Origin of the sequence: Streptomyces marincola (assembly GCF_020410765.1) — a bacterium.
GTDB classification, from domain to species: Bacteria; Actinomycetota; Actinomycetes; order Streptomycetales; family Streptomycetaceae; genus Streptomyces; species Streptomyces marincola.
This window is the reverse complement of the sequence record NZ_CP084541.1, coordinates 136801-156930: the sequence shown is the minus strand read 5'-3', so window position 1 is coordinate 156930 and position 20130 is coordinate 136801. Positions and strand designations below refer to the sequence as shown.

Here is a 20130-nt window from a genome sequence, read left to right as displayed (position 1 = left end):
CGCCGGTCCTGCTCACGCGTCGCACGCACACCGGCCGCCGCCCCGGGAGGGCGGCGTGAGAAGCCCCGCGTGGCGCCGCGCCCTGACCGCGGTCTTCGCGGTGGCCGTGGTGGCCGGCGCCGTGGCCGCCCTGCGGGGGCAGGACTGGTCCGTGCTCGCCGGGCTCCTCCACGGCGGTTCGGTCGCCGCGCTGCTGGGGGCGACCGCGGTCACGGCGGCCGGGCTGCTGTGCGGCACCCGGTCCTGGATGCTGACCCTGTCGACGATCGCCGTGCCGATACCGGCGGGCACCGGCGTGCGGATGTTCTTCGTCGGCTTCCTGGGCAAGTTCATCCCCGGACGGGTGTGGGGCCTCATCGCGCAGATGAGGATGGGGGAGCGGGCCGGGGCGACCAAGGCCCAGCTGGCGGGGACGTACCTGGTCAACCTCGTCATCGTGCTGCTCACGGGCGGCGCGGTCGGTCTGCTGGTCGCGCCGACCCTGCTGCCGGACGGCGCCGCGTGGCTGCTGCTCCTGCCCCTGGCCCTGCTGATCGCCCTGGTCGCCCGCCCCACGCTCATCCACGCGCTCGTGGGCCTCGCGGCCCGGGTCGCCAGGCGGCAGCCGCCCCCGGCCCCCGGGCAGCCGGCCAACCTGCGGCTCGCCGTCGTCTACCAGACCGCCGCCTGGGTGCTGTCCGGCCTGCACGTGTGGGTGCTCGCGGTCCTGCTGGGCGCGGAGCCCCTGCCCGCGCTCCCGGCCGCGGTCGGCGGCTACTCCCTCGCCGTCGTCGCCGGCACGCTCGCGGTGTTCGCGCCCGACGGCGTCGGCGTGCGCGAACTGCTGCTCGTGCCCGCCCTCGTGCCGGTCCTGCCCCTGCACGCCGCGGTCGCCGCGGCCCTCGGCAGCCGGGTCCTGACCCTGGTCGCGGAACTCGCCACCTCGGGCGCGGCACTCGGCGCCGTCGCCCTCCGCGACCGTGCCACTGCTCCCGCTCCCATCCGAAAGGAGACTCCCGCATGACAGAACTCATGACCGTCGAGGACGCGGAAGCGCTGTCCATCGACCACGTGCACGATCTGTACCGCCGGTACGTCAACAAGAGCCAGGTGTCCTTGATGACGTCGTTCGGCTTCGGCAGGGAACTGGTCGACCGGGCCGAGGGCGCCTACGTGTGGACGCGGGACGGCCGGCAGATCCTCGACTTCACCGGAGGCGTCGGCGTCCTCAACCACGGCCACAACCACCCGCGCATCCTCCAGGCGCGCAGGCGGTTCGCCGAACGCGGGCGGATGGAGGTGCACAAGACCTACTTCTCGCCGTACCTGGCCGCGCTGTCGCACAACCTGGCCGCCGTGCTCCCGGGCGACCTCGACATGTCCTTCCTGCCCAACTCGGGCGCCGAGGCCGTCGAGGGCGCGGTCAAGCTCGCGTACAAGTACCACGGCGGCCGGCGGAACACCATCCTCCGCAGCGACATCAGCTTCCACGGCAAGCTCCTCGGCTCCGGCAGCCTCACCGGCAGCTCGCAGAACCACTTCGCCTTCCCCGGCATCCCCGGCGTGGTCAGCTTCACCTACGACGACCTGGAATCCGTCCGGGCCGCCGTCGAGGCGAGCCGGGACGCCAAGGGCAAGTGCGACGTCTACGCCCTGCTCATCGAGCCGTTCAGCGCCTCGACCATCAGGTGGTGCTCCGAGGAGTTCCTGCGCGGCCTGCGGGAGTTGTGCACCCGGGAGGACATCATCCTCATCTTCGACGAGATCTACAGCGGCTGGGGGAAGACCGGGACGATGTTCCACTTCATGCGCCACCCCGGCCTCGTCCCGGACGTGGTGACGACGTCGAAGTCCTTCGGGGGCGGCAAGTCCTCCATCTCCGCGTACGTCGCCCGCAGGCCGGTCTTCAAGAAGGCGTACGACAACCTCCAGGACGCGCTCCTCCAGAGCACGAGCACCACCTACTACGGCTTCGGGGAGGAGTGCGCCACCGCCGTCGAGGCGATCAACATCGCCGTCGAGGAGGACTTCCCCGCCCGCGCCAGGGCCATCGGGAAACTCCTGGGCCCCGGCCTCGAACGCATCGCCAAGGAGCACCCCGACATCGTGACCGACGTGCGCGGATCCGGTGCCCTGTGGGGGTGCTTCCTGGGCAGCACCGCCCTCCTCGACCTCGTCGCGAAGCTCGCCCCCGGCGGCCTTGCCAAGGACCCGCAGTTCGGCACCAAGGTCGTCACCTGCGCCGTCATCGACGCGCTCTACCACGACCACGACACCTACGCCTACTACACACTCAACGGGCAGAACCCCCTGGTCGTCGGCCCGCCGCTGGTCGCCGGCGAGACCGAGGTCGAGCTGTTCCTCGAACGGCTCGACGCCACCCTCTCCGCCGGGCTGCCCCGCCTGGTCACGCGTTTCATCAAGCAGAAGGTGTCGTCGCTGTGGTGAGGACCGTGCTGGTGACGGGCGGCAGCGGGATGCTGGGCGGCAACCTGGTCAGGTCGCTGGCGGCGGCGGGGAACCGGGTCCTGAGCCTCGATCTGCGCCCGCCCGTCGAGGCCCTGCCCGGCGTGGAGCACCTGACGGCGGACGTGCGGGAAACGGACCGCGTGCGCGCCGCCCTGACCGGCGCCGATGCCGTGGTGCACACCGCGGCGGCGCTGCCGAGCTACCCCGAGGACGAGATCCGCTCGATCATCGTCGACGGCACCCGGAGCGTCCTGCGGGCCGCGCGGGAGGCCGGTGTCGAACGCGCGGTGCACATCTCCTCGACGGCCGTGTACGGCCTGCCGGACACCGTGCCCACCACCGAGGACTACCCGCGCAGCCCGGTCGACGCGTACAGCAGGGCCAAGGCCGGCGCCGAGGAGGTCGCCGAGGAGTTCAGGGCCCGCGGCCTGTGCGTTCCGATCCTGCGCCCCAAGACGTTCGTCGGGCCGGGCCGGATGGGCCTGTTCGCGATGCTCTTCGAATGGGCCGAGGAGGGCCGCAACTTCCCCGTCCTGGGCCGGGGGGACGTGCGCATCCAGATGTTCTCGGTCGACGACCTGGTCGACGCGGTCGCGGTCACGCTCGCCGCCCCGGCCGAGGCCGCCGACGACACCTTCAACCTGGCGGCGGCCGAGTTCGGCACGATCCGGGAGGACTTCCAGGCCGTCCTCGACGCCGCGGGGCACGGGAAACGGGTGGTGTCCATCCCCGCGGCCCCCGCCGTCCGGACCCTGGACGTGCTGAGCCGGCTGCGCCTCTCACCGGTCTACGGGCGGCTGATCCACAAGCTGCGCGCCGATTCCTACGTCAGCATCGACAAGGTGCGCGAGGTGCTCGGCTGGTCGCCCCGCCACTCCAACGAGGACGCCATCCTCGCCACCTACCGGTGGTGGCGCGAGCACCGGGCCACCACCCGGGCGCCGGGGTCCACGGGGCGGACCAGCAGGGAGCCCTGGAAGCAGGGCGCCCTTGGCCTGGCCAAAGCCTTCTTCTGAGCGAGGAGACCACTGTGACGACGAGTGCCGACCGGCCCCTCGACACCGCACCACTCGTGGAACCCGCACCACTCGTGGAACCCGCGCGGATCGGGACGCCGGGCCGGACCGCGGCGGGCCCGCGGACCGCCGCGCCCGCCGGGCCCCGGCGCACCGGCCTGCCGCGCGACCTGCTCGCCCTGGTGAGGCCGGGCCAGTTGCCGAAGAACCTGCTGGTGGTGCCCCTGGCGCTGCTGGACGCCGAGACGGCCCCGGCGGGGCTGCTGGCGCGCGTCGGCTGGGCCATCCTCCTGTTCACCCTCGCCTCCTCCCTCGTGTACGTCTGGAACGACCTCTACGACCGCGACCGCGACCGCGCGCACCCCACCAAGCGCGAACGGCCGATCGCCTCCGGCCGCGTCGGTGTGCCCACCGCCGTCGCGTTCGGGACCGCGCTCGCGTTCCTGCTGGCCGGCGCGGCACTTCTCGGCCCCGTCACCGCCTGGTGGCCCATAGCCGTCTACCTCGCCCTCAACGCCGCCTACAGCCGCGGCCTGAAGCACGTCCCCCTGCTCGACGTCTTCCTCGTGGCCGCCGGATTCGCCCTCCGCGTCGTCCAGGGCCACCTCGCCGCCGGCACCGAGATCCGCAGCTGGCTGCTGGTCTCGGTGTTCTCGCTGTGCCTGATCTTCGTCCTGGGCAAGCGCAGACACGAGATGCAGGCCGGCGGCGTCTCCCACCGCCCCGCGCTGCGCGGCTACTCCGTGCCGTACCTCGACCACCTGATCGTGCTGTGCGCCGGAGTGACCGTGACCGCCTTCCTCATCCATCTCCAGCAGGCGGCCGACCCCCGCGCCGCCGACCTCGCGGTGTACGGCTCCGCGCCGCTCGCGCTCTTCGCCATGGCCAGGTACCTGCAACTGCTCCAGGTCCACGGCGACCGTGGCGGCGAACCCACCCGCATCCTGCTGCGCGACCGCGCCATGCTCGTCAACTCCCTGCTCTGGGCACTCCTGCTCGGCGGGACACTCATCGTCAACCACGGCTAGCACGACCCCCGTTGGAGGAACCCCCTTGTCCCGGCCCCTCGTCTCGGTCGTCATCCCCAACTACAACTACCGCAACTCGATCGGCCTGTGCATCGACGCGGCCCTGCAACAGACCTACACCCCGCTCGAAGTCATCGTGGTCGACGACCACAGCACCGACGACTCCCTGGAGATCGCGCGCCGCCGCGACGTCACCGTGCTGCGGACCCCGCGCAACAGCGGTGTCGCGGTGGCCCGCAACACCGGCGCCGCGGCGGCGCGCGGCGAGATCCTGTTCTTCGTCGACTCGGACGTGGCGCTGCGCCCCGACGCCGTGGAGAAGGCCGTCGAGGAACTGCTCGCCCACCCCGAGTACGGCGCGGTGTGCGGCATCTACGAGGACCAGCCGCTGATCCGGGACAGCGTGGTCGAGGAGTGCCGCGTGCTCCAGGCCTACTGCTGGCGGATGGACTCGCTCGGCACGGTCAGCTTCCTGTTCTCCTCGCTCACCGCGATCCCGCGCCGGGTGTTCCAGGAGATCGGACCGTTCAACCCCCGGCTGCGCCAGACCGAGGAGGTCGACTACGGCGAGCGGATGTCGGAGCACTACCGGATCAGGGTCACCCCGCACGTGCTCGGGCGGCACGACGACGACGAGAAGCTGCTGCCCCTGCTGCGCAAGCTGTTCCGCCGCGCCCGGCTGCGGGTGCCGCTGTTCGCCCGCCGCAGGCGCTTCGCCAAGGGCTTCGAGACCGCGCCCCGGTCCATGGCCGCGGTCGCGGCCCTCGGCACGGTGCTCACGCTGCCGCTCGGCCTGCTCGGCCCCGTGTGGCTGGCCGTGCCGCTGGCCCTGGCCGGGGTCACGATCGCCGGCGACTTCTCCATGTACCGCTACGTGCTCAAGCGGCGCGGGGCGGGCTTCCTCGTCGTCTTCACCGCGGTGGCCTTCGCCACGAACGTCGCCATCTCCGCGGGCATCGCGGTGGGCGCCCTGCACTGGCTGGCCTCGGGCCGCTTCCGCCGCCTGTACGACTCCCACCTGTCGCCCGACGGCGAGCACGCGCCGCGGCCCCTGGGAACGCGCCCGGAGCAGCGGCCCGGGATGACGGCATGAGCACACGCCTCGCGGAGGCGCGGGAGAGCGACGCGGCCCGCGAGGGCCCGCGGCCGGCCGCGCCCCCGCCGTCGCGCGGGCGGGCGGCGCGGCTGCTGGCCGCGGCGATCGCGGTGTGGACGCTGTTCGTCGCGGTCTTCATGGTTCTCACCGGCGAGCACTGGTGGTGGCGGCCGGCGGAGCTGATGCCCCCGCTGACGTTCGTGGTGGTGCCGCTGATCCTGCTGCTCCTCGCGCCGCTGGCGCGCCCGGCCCGGCTGCGCCTGGGGGCCGCGGCGCTGTGCGGCGTGCTGCTCGGACTGCCCCTGGCGGGACTGAACGTCCACGCGCTGCCCGGGGTCTCCGGCGGGTCGCCCGCGCCGCCGGACGCGGTGCGGGTGTTCGCCTGGAACACCGAGTACTGGGCCGACGGCGACGACCCGGACGCGTTCTACGCCTACCTGCGCGCCCAGCGGGCCGACGTCTACCTGCTCCAGGAGCACGTCTCCTGGGATCTCGACGCGCACCGCCCGGTCCCCGCCGACCACGTGGCCGCGCTGAGCGAGCACTTCCCCGGGTTCCACGTGGTGGCCCTCGGTGAGCTGCTGACCCTCTCCCGCTACCCGATCGAGGACTGGCGGGGGCTGGACAACTGGCCGCACCTCTCCGATCCCGCCATCGGCATGCCGCCGGCGGGGGCGTTCCCCGACTACTACCGCTACAAGACGCTGCGCACCGATCTGCGGATCGACGGACGGCTGACCACCTTCTACAACGTGCACATCCCGGTGCAGCTGGATGTGTCGATGGACCCTTTCTCGTCGCAGTTCGTCTCCTTCATGCGGGCCCAGGAGGTCAGGCGGCAGGCGACCTACCGGGCACTTGAGGAGGACCTGGACGGCAACGAGCTGCCCGCCGTGGTGGCGGGGGACATGAACGCCACCTCGGCCATGGGCGAACTGGGCCGCCTCGGCGACCGGTTGCGGGACGCGCTGCACGCGAGCGACCAACTGCACCCCGTCTCCTGGCCCGCGGGCGGCCCGGCCATGTGGCGCCTCGACTGGGCCTTCACCAGCGACGCGGTGACCGTCCACGACTACCGCATGGTGGACAGCGAGGGCCTGTCCGACCACCGGGCGCAGGCGCTCACCGTGACGCCCGGCGGATGAGCACCGCGCGCCCCGCGCCCCGCCGGTGGCAGGTCGTACGCCGGCGGCAGGACCCGTACGACGAAGGTCGTAGAGCAGGCGCTCCGAAACGCCCGGATCACACCTGAGGCGTCCCTGAGCACCCGCGGATTCTTCTACGGTGTCCTCACCATCAGTCAACGGCCGTACGGGCGAACCGAACAGCGGCGCCCAGGACCGTGACCACTCTCGGAGGAACGATGCAGCAGCGAACCCTGGACGAGGCCTCAGGCACCCGGGTCAGCGCACTGTGCCTGGGCGCCATGCCCTTCGGCACCACCGTGGACGAGGAGACGTCCTTCGCCATCCTGGACCGCTTCGTCGAGGCGGGCGGGACCACCATCGACACCGCGAACTGCTACTCGTTCTGGGTGCCGAACGGCGAGGGAGGCGAGAGCGAGAACGTGCTGGGCCGCTGGCTGAAGGACCGCGGCGGCCGGGACCGGCTGACCATCGCCTCCAAGGTCGGTTCCGGACCCGCGGCCGACGGCGGGGCGGAAGGGCTCGCGCCCGAGGTGATCAGGACCGAACTCGAAGGGACCCTGCGCAGGCTGGGCACCGACCACCTCGACCTCTACTACGCGCACCGCGAGGACCGGTCGACCCCGGACGAGGAGACCATCGCCGCGTTCCACCAGGCGGTGACGGACGGCAGGACCCGCACGCTGGGCGCGAGCAACCACGCCGCCTGGCGGCTCGCGGAGACCCGGTCGCTGGCACAGCAGCGGGGGTGGACCCCGTACACCGCGGTGCAGCAGCGCTGGTCCTACCTGCGGCCCCGGCCCGGCACCACGCTGCCCGAGGGCGGGCACGTGCACGCCACGGACGACCTGCTCGACTACGTGCACAGCCACGGGCTCACCTTCTTCGCCTACACCACGCTGCTCTGGGGCGCCTACAGCCGCCCGGGCCAGCCGCTGCCCGAGCACTACGACCACCCGGGGACAGAACGCCGCCTGGGCGCGCTCGCCAAGGTGTCCGCCGAGCTCGGGGCGTCGCCGGTCCAGGTGGTCCTGGCCTGGCTGATAGGCGGCGAGCCCGCCGTCGTCCCGATCATCGGGGTCAGCTCGGTCGCCCAGCTCGACGAATGCCTCGCCGCCGCCGACCTGGAACTGCCCAGGGAGCTGCGTCAGGTGCTCGACGAGGCCGTCTGACCCGAACCCATCCAACCGCCGGCCGCGCCGGTGAGCGGCGCCCGGCCGGCGGTACCCCGCCGGCCCGCGCCGCACCGGCCGCGCCACGCCCGGAGGTGTCACCCATGACCGCGTCCTCCGTTCCCGCCGCGGGGAACTCCCGTTCCCAGGCCCGGGTCTCCGTCGTCATCCCCAACTACAACTACGCCAGGACGCTCCAGCTGTGCCTGGCCTCGCTCGCCGCGCAGACCCTCCCACCGCACGAGGTGATCGTCTCGGACGACGCGAGCACCGACAACTCCGTGGAAGTGGCCCTGCGCGCCGGCTGCCGCGTCCTGCGGGCCGACCGCAACGAAGGCGTCTCCGCCGCCCGCAACAGGGGGGCCGCCGCCGCGAGCGGCGACATCCTCTTCTTCCTCGACTCCGACCAGGCGCTGTCCCCCGACTCCCTGGAGAACGCCGTCGCGCTGCTCTCCGAAGACCCCGGGCTCGGCTGCGTGCACGGCATCATCGCCGCCGAACCCCTGGTGGACGACGGCCCGGTGGAGTGGTACCGCACCCTGCACGCGCACTACTGGCGGCTCAAGGGCGTCGGCCCGACGCCCACGGCGTACTTCGCCGCCGCGGCCCTGCCGCGCCGCGTGTTCGAGGACGTCGGGCCGTTCGACCGGGCGTTGCGCGACAGCGAGGACGTGGAGTACAGCGAACGGCTGTCCGCCAGGTACGGCATTCGGCTCACCGACCGGATCGTGGCGGCACACGACGAGGAGCACCGGCTCGGCCGGATGCTGCGCGAGCAGTTCCGCCGCGCCCAGTACCTGCTGCCCTTCGCCGCCGCGCACCGCCGGCGCCCCGGCGCGCTGCGGGCCAACAGCGAACTCGGCGTGGCGGCGGCCCTCTTCACCGCGGCCACCGCGCCCCTGGCCGTGCTCCACCCCGCGCTGCTGCTGCTTCCCCTGGCCGGCGCCGTCGCGTTCGCCGCCGCCGACCCCGGGCTGCTCCGGTTCGTGCGCCGCAAGCGGGGGGCCCGGTTCCTGCCCCTGTTCGTCGGCCTGCACCTGCTGGTCAACGTCCAGATAGCCCTGGGGGCCGCGACCGGGTGGGCGCGCGCCCGGCTCGACCGCGACTTCGGACGCGGGGCGCACGACCGGCGGCACAGGACCGAGGGGATGAGCAGCGGTGTCTGACGCCGTACGCGCCCACATCGGCCAGGCGGCCTGGAGCCTGGTGCGCCGCGTGGAGTCCTGGCGGGCCGGCGGGGGCCGGACGCCTGCGCGCCCCCTGCTGGCGCCGGGGCCGCTGTTCCGCGTCCCGGCCGGGGCGCGGGGAGGGAACGCGCCGTGCCGGGTGGCGCTGACCGTGGACGACGGCCCCGACCCCCGGTGGACACCGCGGCTGCTGGACGTGCTCCACGCCCACGACGTGCGGGCGACGTTCTTCGTGGTGGGCGAACGAGCCGCCCGCCACCCGGAGTTGCTGCGGCGGATCGCGAGGGCGGGGCACACGCTCGGCAACCACAGCTACAGCCACCCGCAGCCCTTCGCCGCCCGCACCGCCGAGGCGATCCACGAGGAGATCCGGCGTACCCAGCACGTCGTCGCGCGGGAGACCGGGCGCACGCCCGTGTATTTCCGCGCTCCCGCCGGGGGCTGGTCGCGGACCGTGCTCGACGCCGCGCGGGACCAGGGGCTCACGCCCGTGGACTGGAGCGTGGACCCCAAGGACTGGCGTTCGCCACCGGTGCCGCGCATCGTGCGCGCCGTTCTGAAGGCGCGGCACGGCGACATCGTGCTGTGCCACGACGGAGGCGGGGAGCGTTCGCGGACCGTCGCCGCGCTCGACGTGGCGCTGGGTCAGCTGCGCCGGCGCGGAGTGGCCGTCACCCCGCTGTGACCGGCGGGGCCGCGAGCACGACGGCGGCCGTTCGCGCGCCCGTCACCGCCGATCGCGGCGCGCGGCGGGCAGCCTGGGCACGACAAGGTCGCGGCGGAACGTCATCACCAGCGTGTCGTCCTGGGTGCGGCCACGGGTCTCCACGGCCACCTGCCCCCGCTCCGCGCGGCCGGGGACGTCGGAGAGCGCCAGCACCTCGCTCTCCGCGTAGAGCGTGTCGCCGTGGAAGACCGGCGCGTGGTGCTCGATCCGCTCGAAGCCGCGATGGGTGAGGGCGCGCCCGGCCACGTCCGCCTCCGACAGCCCGAGCAGCAGCGAGAAGAGGTAACTCCCGATCACCAGCGGCTGCCCGTGGCGCGTTGCGGTCCTGGCGTAGTGGGCGTCGGTGTGCAGGGGATGCCGCACCATGGTGAGCAGGGAGAACAAGTGGTGGTCGTATTCGGTCACCGTTTTCCCCGGCCAGTGCCGGTAGACCGCGCCGACCTCAAATTCCTCGAAATACCTGCCGAATCCCGTCACCGGTCTCCCTCCCGGCGCCCCGGGTCCGTGCGCGCGGCCCCCGGCGCGGCCGTGCGGAAAGCACGAACGGCGGACGCGGTGGCCACCGCGGCGCGGAACCGGCGCCTTGTCGTCATGGAGCCCTTGTAGCGCAACGCGGCCGCGTCCGGCCGGGCCCGTCGGCCGCGCCACCCGCGCAGGTGATAAGTCACACCGGCGCGGCGCGGTGGACGTGCGGCCTCGTGCGGGCGGGCGCATGGGTCGGCGGCCCGTGCCGGTATGGGGGGTTCTCCAGTGGATTGTCGCAACGCGTTTCGTCTTTCGCGTCGCTCGCCGTGTTGACAGGAATCCACGGAAACCCTAATTTCCCTGCAAAAGACAACGTTTATGCCCGGCCGCCGTGCGATCGCGAGTCGGGCACCAGGAAACGTTCGAGAAGGGCGGAGTCCGCCGCGCGGCAGCGGTGGCCCATGGCGTGGTTCCCCCTGCCGTATTTCCCCTTTTTCCGGGTTCGCCCGAGCCTCGCCACGCCGCCGGGACGTGAGGTCCCACGCCGGGAAACGGCAATCCGCACGCCCGTGGAACGGCGTCCTGCCCGCCCCCGGCGAAACGCGCACCGCACGAAGAACGGAATTGCCCCGAGCCGCGCGAAGGAGTCGGTTCCATGCATGCAAGGCCACGTCGCCATACGGCGGCGACCCTGGGGGTCGCCCTGGTCGGCGCGCTGATCTTACCGGTGGCCGCGGCCGAGGCCGCGTCGCGGGACGACCTGCCGCCCCAGGAGCCGGGCGTCACACTCCGGGTCTTCGACGTCGGATTCGAGCCGGAGGAGATCTGCACCCTGACCGAGGGGCAGACGCCGAACATCGATGTCCTGCGGCCGACCGTCGACTGGACGTCGAACGAGGATTTCGGCGGCATCGCCAACAACTTCATGGGCCATGTGATCGGCCATCTCCACGTGCCCGAGGACGGCACCTACCACTTCCGCCTCATCAGTGACGACGGCTCCCGGCTGCGCCTCGACGGCGAGGAGATCATCGAGAACGACCGGCGCCAGCCGCCGACGGCGGCCGACGGCTCGGCCGAGCTGACCGCGGGCGCCCACGCCCTGCGCATAGACTACTTCCAGGGCGCCTACGACAAGGCGCTGCGCCTGGAGTGGAGGCCGCCGGGCGCGGACGCGTTCGGGCTCGTGCCCGAGTCCGCGCTGACCACCGACGCCGGCGTCACCCGCGTGACCTCGCCCGGGGTGAAGACCTGCGAGGACGCCGACGCGAGCCCGGGGGACGGGGCGCCGCTCGCCGGGGTCCACCCGAACTACACGCTGACCGACCTGCGGCCCGAGGGGTTCGAGCCGAAGGTCACCGGCATGGACTGGTTCGACGACGGCCGCATGGTCATCACCACCTGGGCGGGCAGGGAGACCTTCGACGGCGCCGTCGAGGTCGTCGACGGCACCCTCGGAGAGGACGCGGGACCCGGGAGGGTCACCACCGAGGTCGTCGCGAGGGACATGAACGAGCCGCAGGGCGTGCTCGTCGAGGACGGCGAGGTGATCGTCGCGGAGAAGCACCAGCTCAGCAGGCTGGTCGACGCCGAAGGCGACGGCTTCTACGAGGCCAAGGAAACCATCGCGACCTGGCCCAACGGCGGTACCTACCACGAGTTCGGGTTCGGTCTCCTGGCCGACGAGGACCACTACTACCTGAACCTGTCGGTGGCCATCACCCCGGGCGGCAAGACCCAGGTCCCCCAGCCCGCCGAGAACCGCGGCACCTCGGTCCGGATCGACAAGGAGACCGGCGCGCTCGACTACGTCGCCGGCGGCCTGCGCACCCCGAACGGCATCGGCTGGGGGCCCGGCGGCGACATCTTCGTGACGGACAACCAGGGCGACTGGCTGCCCTCGTCGAAGCTGGTCGCGATCGAGGAGGGGGCGTTCTACAACCACTACACGAACCCGCCGGGGCCGTTCGACGACCAGCCGGTCACCGAGCCGGTGCTGTGGCTGCCGCACGGCGAGATAGCGAACTCGCCGACCAATCCGGTGCTGGTCGAGGAGGGCGTGTTCGAGGGGCAGCTGGTCTTCGGCGACGTCACCTACGGCGGCATCCAGCGGGCGTTCCTTGAGGAGGTCGAAGGGCAGCGGCAGGGCGCGGTCTTCCGGATGACCCAGGGGCTCGAATCGGGCGTCAGCCGTCTCGCGATCGGCCCGGACGGCTCGTTCTACACAGGCGGCATCGGCGGTGGCGGCAACTGGGAGCAGCCGGGCAAGGTCCCCTACGGGCTCCAGAAGCTGACGCCCACGTCCGAGGACGCCATGGACATCCTGTCGATGGAGGTCACGGGGACCGGGTTCGACATCACGTACACCAAGCCGGTCGCGGCGGACGTGATCGAGAACGCGAGCGAGCGGTACGCGGTGGAGCAGTGGTCGTACACCCCGACCTCGCAGTACGGCGGGGAGAAGAAGAACGAGGAGGTCCTGGCCGTCGCGGATGCCTCGGTCTCCGCCGACGGGCGCACGGTGAGCCTGGACATCCCGGGGCTGCGCGAGGACCGGGTCGTGCACGTGCGCTCGCCGCGGCCGTTCGAGTCCGCCGACGGCACCCCGCTGTGGAGCACCGAGGCCTGGTACACCGTTCACCAGATCCCCGGCTGGGTCGAGCCGCCCAACGAGACCGGCACGTACGAGGCCGAGGACGGGGAGCTGCGCGGCTCCGCGGACATCGACGACGAGCACGCGCACTACACGGGCGGGGGCTACGTGGACGGGTTCGGCGACGTCGGCGCGGAGCTGACCTGGGACGTGCGCGTCGATGAGGCCGGCACCTACCCGGTGACCTTCCGCTATTCCAACGGCCCCCACCCGTACGCCGGCACCAAGACGATCTCGCTCGGCGTCAACGGCGAGGACAAGGGGCAGCTGGCGTTCGAGAGCACCGGGACCTGGCAGACATGGGCCGATCATGTCGAGCGGCTCGAACTGCGCGCGGGGACGAACACCATCACCCTCTCCGCGGGGGAGGACGACGACCGGCATCTGAACTGGGACCACCTGCGCGTCCAGCAGGAGCCCTGCGCCCCCGCCCGGCCGGACGAGGGCTACCGCGTGCTGTTCGACGGCACCCAGGAGACGTTCGCCGACTGGGAGATGGCCGCTCCCGGTGACTTCATCCTCCAGGCCGACTGCACCATGCGGTCCGTCGGCGGACTCGGGCTGATCACCCACCCGGAGGAACTGACCGACTACCGTCTCGAACTGGACTGGAAGATGGCCGGGGACGACAACTCCGGCGTGCACATCGGCCTGCCGGACCCGGCCGGCGACCCCGAGGCGCGCAACCGGGGGTTCGAGGTGCAGATCGACGCGACGGACGAGCCCGAGCGCACGACCGGCGCGATCTACGACTTCCAGGGCGCCGACATCGCGGCCAGGGACGCGGCGCTGAACCCGCCGGGGGAGTGGAACAGCTACGCGATCGAGGTCGAGGACCTGCGCGTCAGGGTGTACCTCAACGACGTGCTGATCAACGAGTTCGACACCGAGGGCGCCGACCCCGACCGGGACCTCGGCTCGGGACGCGTCGGGTTGCAGAACCACCACACCGGTTCCGACGTCTGGTTCCGCGATGTGCGGGTGAGGGACCTGTGACGGCGGCGCGCGGCGCACGCGCCGGAGGGTGAGCAGCGGGAGGGCGGACACGCGGTACCGTGTCCGCCCTCCCGGCGCCGGGCGTCACCGGGCCGGGCGGGGCGCCTCGTCCTGGCGGGCCTTCCGGCCCTCGGGGCCATCGCCCGGCCGCCGGCTGTCCGGCCCCTGGGTCGCGGCCCAGGACGCCAGCAGCGCGAACGCGTCCGCGGACCGCGTTCCCGGGGCGGGGCTGTAGGTCACGATCTGCAAGCCCGCCTCGCCCGGCATCTCGAACACGTCGAACGACACGTCGAGGACACCGACCTCGGGGTGCCGGAACGACTTCACTCCGGTGCGGTGGGAGTGCACGTCGTGGCCGGCCCAGTCCGTGCGGAACAGCGGACTGCGGGTGGACAGCTCCCCGATGAGCGCGGTCAGCTCGCCGTTCAGCGGGTCGCGCCCGGCCTCAAGGCGCATGATCGCCGCCGTGGTGCGGCGGGCCAGCGGCCAGTCGACGTAGTAGTCAGGGGCGCGGGGGTCGAGGAAGACGAAACGGGCGATGTTCGGCTGGTGCGGGGTGTCGTAGTGCGGCGCGTACAGGGCGCGGCCCATGAGGTTGGCCGCGATCAGGTCCTGGTTCGCGTTGTGCACGAGGGCCGGCAGCGTCAGGTTGTCGAGCACCCGCTGGACCGAGGCCCGCACCGAGCGCAGGGCGGGCTTCCCGCCGCGCGACCTGGCGGGCGCCGGGGCGGTGCGGGCCAGGTCGAACAGGTACTCGCGCTCCACATCGTTGAGCTGGAGGGCGCGCGCGATGGCGTTGAGCACGCTCTCCGAGGCGCCGCGGATGTTGCCGCGCTCAAGACGCGTGTAGTAGTCCGGGCTCACCCCGGCGATCATCGCCACCTCCTCGCGGCGCAGCCCGGGGACGCGCCGCTCCCCGCCGACGCCGGTGAGGCCCGCCTGCTCGGGGGACACGTTCGCGCGGCGGGAGATCAGGAACTCCCTCACCTCATCCTTCGTGCTCATGACTCCACCGTAGATCCGGTCCGCGGTCGGTCGGGGTGCCCCCGGGCGCCCGCGGCGCGCCCGGGGGCCGGCCGCCGTCAGGCGGCGTCGAGCGTCGCGGCGTCGATCACGAACCGGTAGCGGACGTCGGAGGACAGCACCCGCTCCCACGCCTCGTTGATCCGCTCCGCCGGGATGATCTCGACCTCGGGGGCTATGCCGTGCTCTGCGCAGAAATCGAGCATCTCCTGGGTCTCGGCGATGCCGCCGATCTTCGAACCGGCGAAGGACCGCTGGTTCTCGAACAGCGTGAACAACGTCACAGGCACGGCCTCCGGCGGGGCGCCGACGCTGACGATGGTGCCGCCGAACGACAGCAGCGCCAGGTAGGCGTCCAGGTCCAGCGGGGCGCTGACGGTGTTGACGATGAGGTCGAAGGTGTTCGCCAGCTGCTTGAACGTCGCCGGGTCGCTGGTGGCCCAGTAGTGGTCCGCGCCGAAGCGCAGCCCGTCCTCGCGCTTGCCGAGGGTCTGCGAGAGGACCGTCACCTCGGCACCCATGGCGTGGGCGATCTTGACCGCCATGTGCCCGAGCCCGCCCATGCCGACGACCGCGACCTTCGTGCCCGGGCCGGCGTTCCAGCGGCGCAGCGGCGAGTAGGTCGTGATGCCGGCGCACAGCAGCGGGGCGGCCTTCTCGAACGGGATGGCCTCGGGGACGCGCAGCACGAAGTGCTCGTCCACGACGATCCCGGTGGCGTAACCGCCCTGCGTGACGCTTCCGTCGCGGTCGGTCCCGTTGTAGGTGTCGGTGAAGCCCGCCAGGCAGTACTGCTCGCGGCCCGCGCGGCAGTTGTCGCACTTCCGGCAGGAGTCGACCATGCAGCCGACCCCCACCCGGTCGCCGACCCGGTACCGCGTGACCTCAGGGCCGACCTCGGCGACCACGCCGGCGATCTCGTGCCCGACCGTCAGCGGGTAGGGCACCGGACCCCAGTCGCCGCGGACGGTGTGGATGTCGGAGTGGCAGATTCCGGCCCAGTGGATGTCGATGCGCACGTCCCTCGGGCCCACGTCGCGCCGCTCGATCACTCCGGGGACCAGCGGTCCTGCGGCGGAAGTGGCGGTGTAAGCGCGTACGGAAGTCATTGCTGTCCTTGCGAAGACGATCATGGAAAACCTTGCCGCGCCGGTGGACCGGGGCCTCGCCCCCGTGCCGGCGCGAACGGCGGCGGAGCGCCGTCACGCTCCAGGGAACCACCCTCCGCCCGGCCTCCGGGAGGCCCTGAGAGGGCCCCTCACACCCTGAGCGGCGGTTGGTGGCGACCGCCTCCCGGTCGTCTCTCGGCCGGACGCTGTCCGCTGCCGCGACCGATCTTTTCTTGGAATTCCTCGAAACTGATGGGAGTGAGAGGTGTTGACGTCGGGCCGCCGACGCCTATCTTGGTCGTATCTCGTCTGAAAAACCGGCCAACGTCCGGCATGGCGAACGGAATTGGCTCCCTCGTCACTTCCGCCCCACCCGTACCGCACGTTTGCGCCGAGCTGCCCGAAACCACGCCCGGTACTGGCCGCCGCCGGCGGCGACCCGCCGGGCGCCGTGCACCGCGTGTCCGGCTTCCGGATGACGGTCGAGGCCGTCCGGGAGCGCTTGCACATCGTTCTCGCAGGAGGGACGACAGATGAGTCACCACCATCCGGCGGGCGGACGGCCCGCGCCGTGGCGACGGCTGAGAGCACTGGTCGCACTGGTCGTCCTGGCGCTCCTGGCCACCGGCATGTCGGCGACGTCCGCCGGCCCGGCCCGGGCCGGCGCCGCGCCGGGAGCGCCGGCGGCCGACCACGAGCCGTACGTCGACACCGGCGCCTGGTACGTGCTCGTGAACCGCAACAGCGGCAAGGCGCTGGACGTGTACAACCTGGCGACGAACGACGGGGCGCGCATCACGCAGTGGTCGCGCAACGATCAGGCGCAGCAGCGGTGGCAGTTCGTCGACTCGGGCGGGGGCCACTACCGGCTGAGGTCCGGGCACTCGGGGAAGGTCCTCGACGTCCACAACTGGTCCACCGCCGACGGCGCGTCCGTCGTCCAGTGGTCGGACCACAACACCGCCAACCAGCAGTTCCGGCTGTCCGAGCAGGGCGACGGGTACGTGCGCCTGATCAACCGCCACAGCGGCAAGGCGCTTGAGGTGCAGGGAGCCGCGACCACCGACGGCGCGAACATCGTCCAGTACACCGACTGGGGCGGGGCCAACCAGCAGTGGCGGCTGGTGCCCGTCGACGGCGGCGAGCCGCCCGACTCGTCGCTGCCCTCGTCGTTCCAGTGGAGTTCGAGCGGCGTGCTGGCCGGTCCGAAGTCGGACGCGAGCCACGACATCGTCGCCATCAAGGACTACTCGGTCGTCCGGCACAACGGCCAGTGGCACGTGTACGCCACCACCGCGAGCCGGAGCGGCGGCTGGAACCTGGTGCACTTCGCGGCCCCCGACTGGTCGGGGATGGCCGATGCCAGGCACACCTTCCTCGACACCGCGTCCGGCGTCGGCACCGGGTACCGCGCCGCGCCCCAGGTGTTCTACTTCGCCCCGCAGGGACTGTGGTACCTGGTCTACCAGACGGGACTGCCCTCGTACTCGGTCAGCAGCGACCCCGGCGACCCCGGGTCCTGGTCGGCGCCGCGCAACTTCATGGACAGCATGCCGGAGATCGTCCGGCAGAACATCGGCGACGGCCACTGGCTCGACTTCTGGGTCATCTGCGACGCGGCCCGCTGCCACCTGTTCTCCAGCGACGACAACGGCCACATCTACCGGGCCCAGACCTCCCTGGCGAACTTCCCCCGCGGCTTCGGCGACACCGTCATCGCCCTTGAGGACTCCAACCGCAACAACCTCTTCGAGGGCAGCGCGGTGTACAGGGTCGGGGACACCGGAACCTACCTGCTGCTCCAGGAGGCCATCGGCTCCGACGGCCGCCGCTGGTACCGCTCCTTCACCTCCACCGGCCTCGCCGGCCCGTGGGCTCCGCTGGCCGCGACCGAGTCGAACCCCTTCGCCCGGTCGAACAACGTGTCCTTCCCCTCGGGCGCGTGGACCCGGGACTTCAGCCACGGGGAGCTGATCAGGGCGAACAGCGATCAGACACTCACCATCGACCCCTGCCGCCTCCAGTTCCTCTACCAGGGCATCGACCCCGGCGCGGGCGGCGAGTACAGCCAACTGCCCTGGCGCATGGGCCTGCTCACCCAGACCAACTCCGCCTGCTGAGGCAGGCCGGGCCCCAGTGGCGGGCATGACGAAGGGGCGGGCCGCCCGATGACCGAGCGGTCCGCCCCGCGCCGCCGAGACCTGGGGCACCGGCGCGTCGCCACCCTCACAGGACCGCCCCCACTCCCCGCGCACCGGCTCAGCCGCGCACCGGCGGGAACGGGCCGGGGCCGGGGCGCCGCGGTCACCAGGCCGGGAGCCAGCCGCCCGCCGTGAAGGTCGCGAAGACCGCGAGCATCAGCAGGTACAGCCCCGACCAGTCGATCATGCCGGTGCCCAGCGGCCCCCGGCACACCCGGACGGCGAGAAGGGCCGCCCACGGCAGCGTCACCAGGGGCAGCAGCGGACCCCACGCCCCGAGACCGAGCGCCGTCAGCGCCAGGAACCCGTAGCAGCCGGCGAGGCCGGTGACGTACAGCGCCTTCACCGCCGCGGGCGGGATCAGGTGCGGCAGGGTGACCTTGCCCGCCTCCCTGTCCTTGGCCAGGTCGCGGGCGTTGTTGTGCAGCATCAGCGTCATGAACAGGAACCCGCAGGCGAGCGCCGCGCACCAGAGGGCGGCGTCGAACGCGTCACCGTTGAGCCGCCCGACGACCAGCGTCACGGCCGTGCCGGTGACCACGAAGTCGAGCAGCTCGCCGAAGCCCCGGTGGCCGAGCGGGCGCCGCCCGCCGGCGTAGGCGAAGTAGGCCGCGTACATCGGCGGGATCACCAGCAGCAGCAAGGGCTCGGAGGTGAGCGCGAGGACGAGGAGGCAGACCCACGCCGCCGCGAACCCGCCCATGCCGGCCCACCGCACCCGGTTCATGTCAAGACCGAGCGCCATCGAGCTGTCGGGGCGCACCCGGTCGGGCCTGTCCACGCCCCGCCTGTGGTCCTCGAAGTCGTTCACCAGGCGCCGGCCGATTCCGTCGCAGACGAACAGGAGCACCGTGAGCGCGACGCGCCACCACTCGACGGCGCCCTGGTGGCGCACGGCCGTCACGGCGAACGCCCCCTGGAGGACCAGCACGAGGACCAGCGGCGGTCCCGCCGCCTGCACCCAGATCCGCGCCGACTCCCGCGCGGCGGGTGGCTTCGGAGGAACGTCGGCATCCAACCGCAACGGCCGCCTCTTTCTCAGGTTCTCGGATTCTCGGATTCTCGGATCGTGCATCGGGACCGCCTCGACCGGGGCAACGCGGCTCCGACGGCGGGGGGTCAGCTTTCCCCACCCGTCCGTCCGCGGGCAACATCCGCCGGGGCGGGCAGGAGCGGTTGAACGCGCGCGTCGCCAGGCCGCTCCGCGAGCCCGTACGATGCGGCGGCGTCGCAAGTCCCCTCCCGGGGGCGGGAGAAGGAGTGGTGTGTCCCAGGAGCGTGTACGTCCTCTGGCCCGGCCGGTGGCCGGCCGCAGCCTGCCGGGCGGGCGCGTCGCCGACCGGCTCAGCCTGCCCCCGGCCCGCATCCTCGAACTCCTCGACGCCGCGTACCCGGCCGACCGCGCCGAGAGCGCGCGCCGCGTCCGCGAGACGCTCGCGCGCGGCAAGCACGCGCTGCTGATCACCTTCAGGGCCGGTGGCGGTCGCGTCGCCACCCCCGTGTGGGCCGCGGTGGAGGCCGAGCGGGTGTACGTGCGGACCCAGCGCGCCTCGGGGAAGGTCGCCCGCGTCGGCCGCCGCCCGCACGTGCTGCTCGGCGTGTGCTCCACTCGCGGGCGCCCCCTGACCGGCGTGGTGCCCGCCACCGCCCGGGTCCTGCCCGCAGGCGAGGAACGGCATGCCGAACGCCTGCTGCACCGCAGGTACGGGGCGGTGCGGGCGTTCTGCGCGACCGCCCAGGACCTGATGCGGGTCGACATGTGCTACCTGGAGATCACCGTCGGGGACGACGACCCGGCCGGGTGACCGCGGGCGGCGCGGTGGCAGCCGGGAGAACCACCAGAACCGCGAAGACCGCGAGAACG

Annotated in this window: 16 protein-coding genes; 12 read left to right on the top strand and 4 right to left on the bottom strand. The window is 72.5% G+C overall.

The features are described 5' to 3' along the window. Positions 1-55 precede the first annotated feature (55 nt). From LC193_RS00645 to LC193_RS00605, 9 genes are all read left to right on the top strand, one after another. Entirely contained in the window at positions 56-1003 is a 948-nt protein-coding gene (locus LC193_RS00645; RefSeq protein WP_226070230.1) for a lysylphosphatidylglycerol synthase domain-containing protein, read from the top strand. Continuing rightward, a complete protein-coding gene (locus tag LC193_RS00640) occupies positions 1000-2427 on the top strand; it encodes an aspartate aminotransferase family protein (protein ID WP_226070227.1) in 1428 nt (475 codons plus the stop codon). Before LC193_RS00645 ends, LC193_RS00640 begins: the two co-directional genes overlap by 4 nt. Beyond that, positions 2421-3464 (top strand): NAD-dependent epimerase/dehydratase family protein, encoded by a 1044-nt coding sequence (locus LC193_RS00635; protein ID WP_226070225.1) that lies wholly within the window; start codon positions 2421-2423, stop codon positions 3462-3464. The genes LC193_RS00640 and LC193_RS00635 overlap by 7 nt, the downstream gene beginning before the upstream one ends. Positions 3465-3478: 14 nt before the next feature. Then, the gene (locus LC193_RS00630) at positions 3479-4492 is read left to right on the top strand and encodes a UbiA prenyltransferase family protein (protein ID WP_226070224.1); all 1014 of its coding nucleotides are present in this window, start codon (positions 3479-3481) and stop codon (positions 4490-4492) included. 25 nt (positions 4493-4517) lie between these two features. Next, complete coding sequence (locus tag LC193_RS00625; RefSeq protein ID WP_226070221.1) at positions 4518-5585, top strand: glycosyltransferase family 2 protein; 1068 nt, start codon at positions 4518-4520, stop codon at positions 5583-5585. Then, positions 5582-6733: an endonuclease/exonuclease/phosphatase family protein gene (locus tag LC193_RS00620; RefSeq protein ID WP_226070219.1), complete on the top strand. Its 1152-nt coding sequence runs from the start codon at positions 5582-5584 to the stop codon at positions 6731-6733. Before LC193_RS00625 ends, LC193_RS00620 begins: the two co-directional genes overlap by 4 nt. A gap of 218 nt (positions 6734-6951) precedes the next feature. Then, a complete protein-coding gene (locus LC193_RS00615) occupies positions 6952-7905 on the top strand; it encodes an aldo/keto reductase (RefSeq protein WP_226070217.1) in 954 nt (317 codons plus the stop codon). A gap of 104 nt (positions 7906-8009) precedes the next feature. Then, positions 8010-9071: a glycosyltransferase family 2 protein gene (locus tag LC193_RS00610; protein ID WP_226070209.1), complete on the top strand. Its 1062-nt coding sequence runs from the start codon at positions 8010-8012 to the stop codon at positions 9069-9071. Next, the gene (locus LC193_RS00605; protein WP_226070207.1) at positions 9064-9777 is read left to right on the top strand and encodes a polysaccharide deacetylase family protein; all 714 of its coding nucleotides are present in this window, start codon (positions 9064-9066) and stop codon (positions 9775-9777) included. Before LC193_RS00610 ends, LC193_RS00605 begins: the two co-directional genes overlap by 8 nt. Positions 9778-9819: 42 nt before the next feature. Here the strand turns inward: LC193_RS00605 and LC193_RS00600 are convergent, their stop codons facing one another. Then, complete coding sequence (locus tag LC193_RS00600; RefSeq protein WP_226070205.1) at positions 9820-10296, bottom strand: MaoC family dehydratase; 477 nt, start codon at positions 10294-10296, stop codon at positions 9820-9822. Positions 10297-10939: 643 nt separating this feature from the next. On the opposite strand from LC193_RS00600, the gene LC193_RS00595 reads away from it, so the two are divergent. Continuing rightward, complete coding sequence (locus LC193_RS00595) at positions 10940-13933, top strand: family 16 glycoside hydrolase (protein WP_226070203.1); 2994 nt, start codon at positions 10940-10942, stop codon at positions 13931-13933. A gap of 84 nt (positions 13934-14017) precedes the next feature. Here the strand turns inward: LC193_RS00595 and LC193_RS00590 are convergent, their stop codons facing one another. Beyond that, positions 14018-14938, bottom strand: coding sequence for a helix-turn-helix domain-containing protein (locus LC193_RS00590; protein ID WP_226070201.1), 921 nt, complete (start codon positions 14936-14938; stop codon positions 14018-14020). Between the two features lie 77 nt (positions 14939-15015). After that, the gene (locus LC193_RS00585) at positions 15016-16065 is read right to left on the bottom strand and encodes an NAD(P)-dependent alcohol dehydrogenase (protein ID WP_226070199.1); all 1050 of its coding nucleotides are present in this window, start codon (positions 16063-16065) and stop codon (positions 15016-15018) included. Positions 16066-16598: 533 nt separating this feature from the next. On the opposite strand from LC193_RS00585, the gene LC193_RS00580 reads away from it, so the two are divergent. Next, the gene (locus LC193_RS00580) at positions 16599-18185 is read left to right on the top strand and encodes a non-reducing end alpha-L-arabinofuranosidase family hydrolase (RefSeq protein ID WP_226070198.1); all 1587 of its coding nucleotides are present in this window, start codon (positions 16599-16601) and stop codon (positions 18183-18185) included. 184 nt (positions 18186-18369) lie between these two features. Here the strand turns inward: LC193_RS00580 and LC193_RS00575 are convergent, their stop codons facing one another. Then, positions 18370-19284: a prenyltransferase gene (locus LC193_RS00575; RefSeq protein WP_226070196.1), complete on the bottom strand. Its 915-nt coding sequence runs from the start codon at positions 19282-19284 to the stop codon at positions 18370-18372. Between the two features lie 247 nt (positions 19285-19531). Here LC193_RS00575 and LC193_RS00570 point away from each other — a divergent pair, with 247 nt between their 5' ends. Further along, positions 19532-20071 carry a PPOX class F420-dependent oxidoreductase gene (locus LC193_RS00570; RefSeq protein ID WP_226070194.1) on the top strand — a complete coding sequence of 180 codons (540 nt, stop codon included), beginning with the start codon at positions 19532-19534 and terminating at the stop codon, positions 20069-20071. The last annotated feature ends 59 nt before the right edge of the window (positions 20072-20130 follow it).

Bases quoted from the DNA above. Each gene is read 5' to 3' on its own strand.
- LC193_RS00640 (WP_226070227.1), top strand. From the start codon at position 1,000: ATGACAGAACTCATGACCGTCGAGGACGCGGAAGCGCTGTCCATCGAC.
- LC193_RS00620 (WP_226070219.1), top strand. From the start codon at position 5,582: ATGAGCACACGCCTCGCGGAGGCGCGGGAGAGCGACGCGGCCCGCGAG.
- LC193_RS00615 (WP_226070217.1), top strand. From the start codon at position 6,952: ATGCAGCAGCGAACCCTGGACGAGGCCTCAGGCACCCGGGTCAGCGCA.
- LC193_RS00610 (WP_226070209.1), top strand. From the start codon at position 8,010: ATGACCGCGTCCTCCGTTCCCGCCGCGGGGAACTCCCGTTCCCAGGCC.
- LC193_RS00595 (WP_226070203.1), top strand. From the start codon at position 10,940: ATGCATGCAAGGCCACGTCGCCATACGGCGGCGACCCTGGGGGTCGCC.
- LC193_RS00590 (WP_226070201.1), bottom strand. From the start codon at position 14,938: ATGAGCACGAAGGATGAGGTGAGGGAGTTCCTGATCTCCCGCCGCGCG.
- LC193_RS00585 (WP_226070199.1), bottom strand. From the start codon at position 16,065: ATGACTTCCGTACGCGCTTACACCGCCACTTCCGCCGCAGGACCGCTG.
- LC193_RS00580 (WP_226070198.1), top strand. From the start codon at position 16,599: ATGAGTCACCACCATCCGGCGGGCGGACGGCCCGCGCCGTGGCGACGG.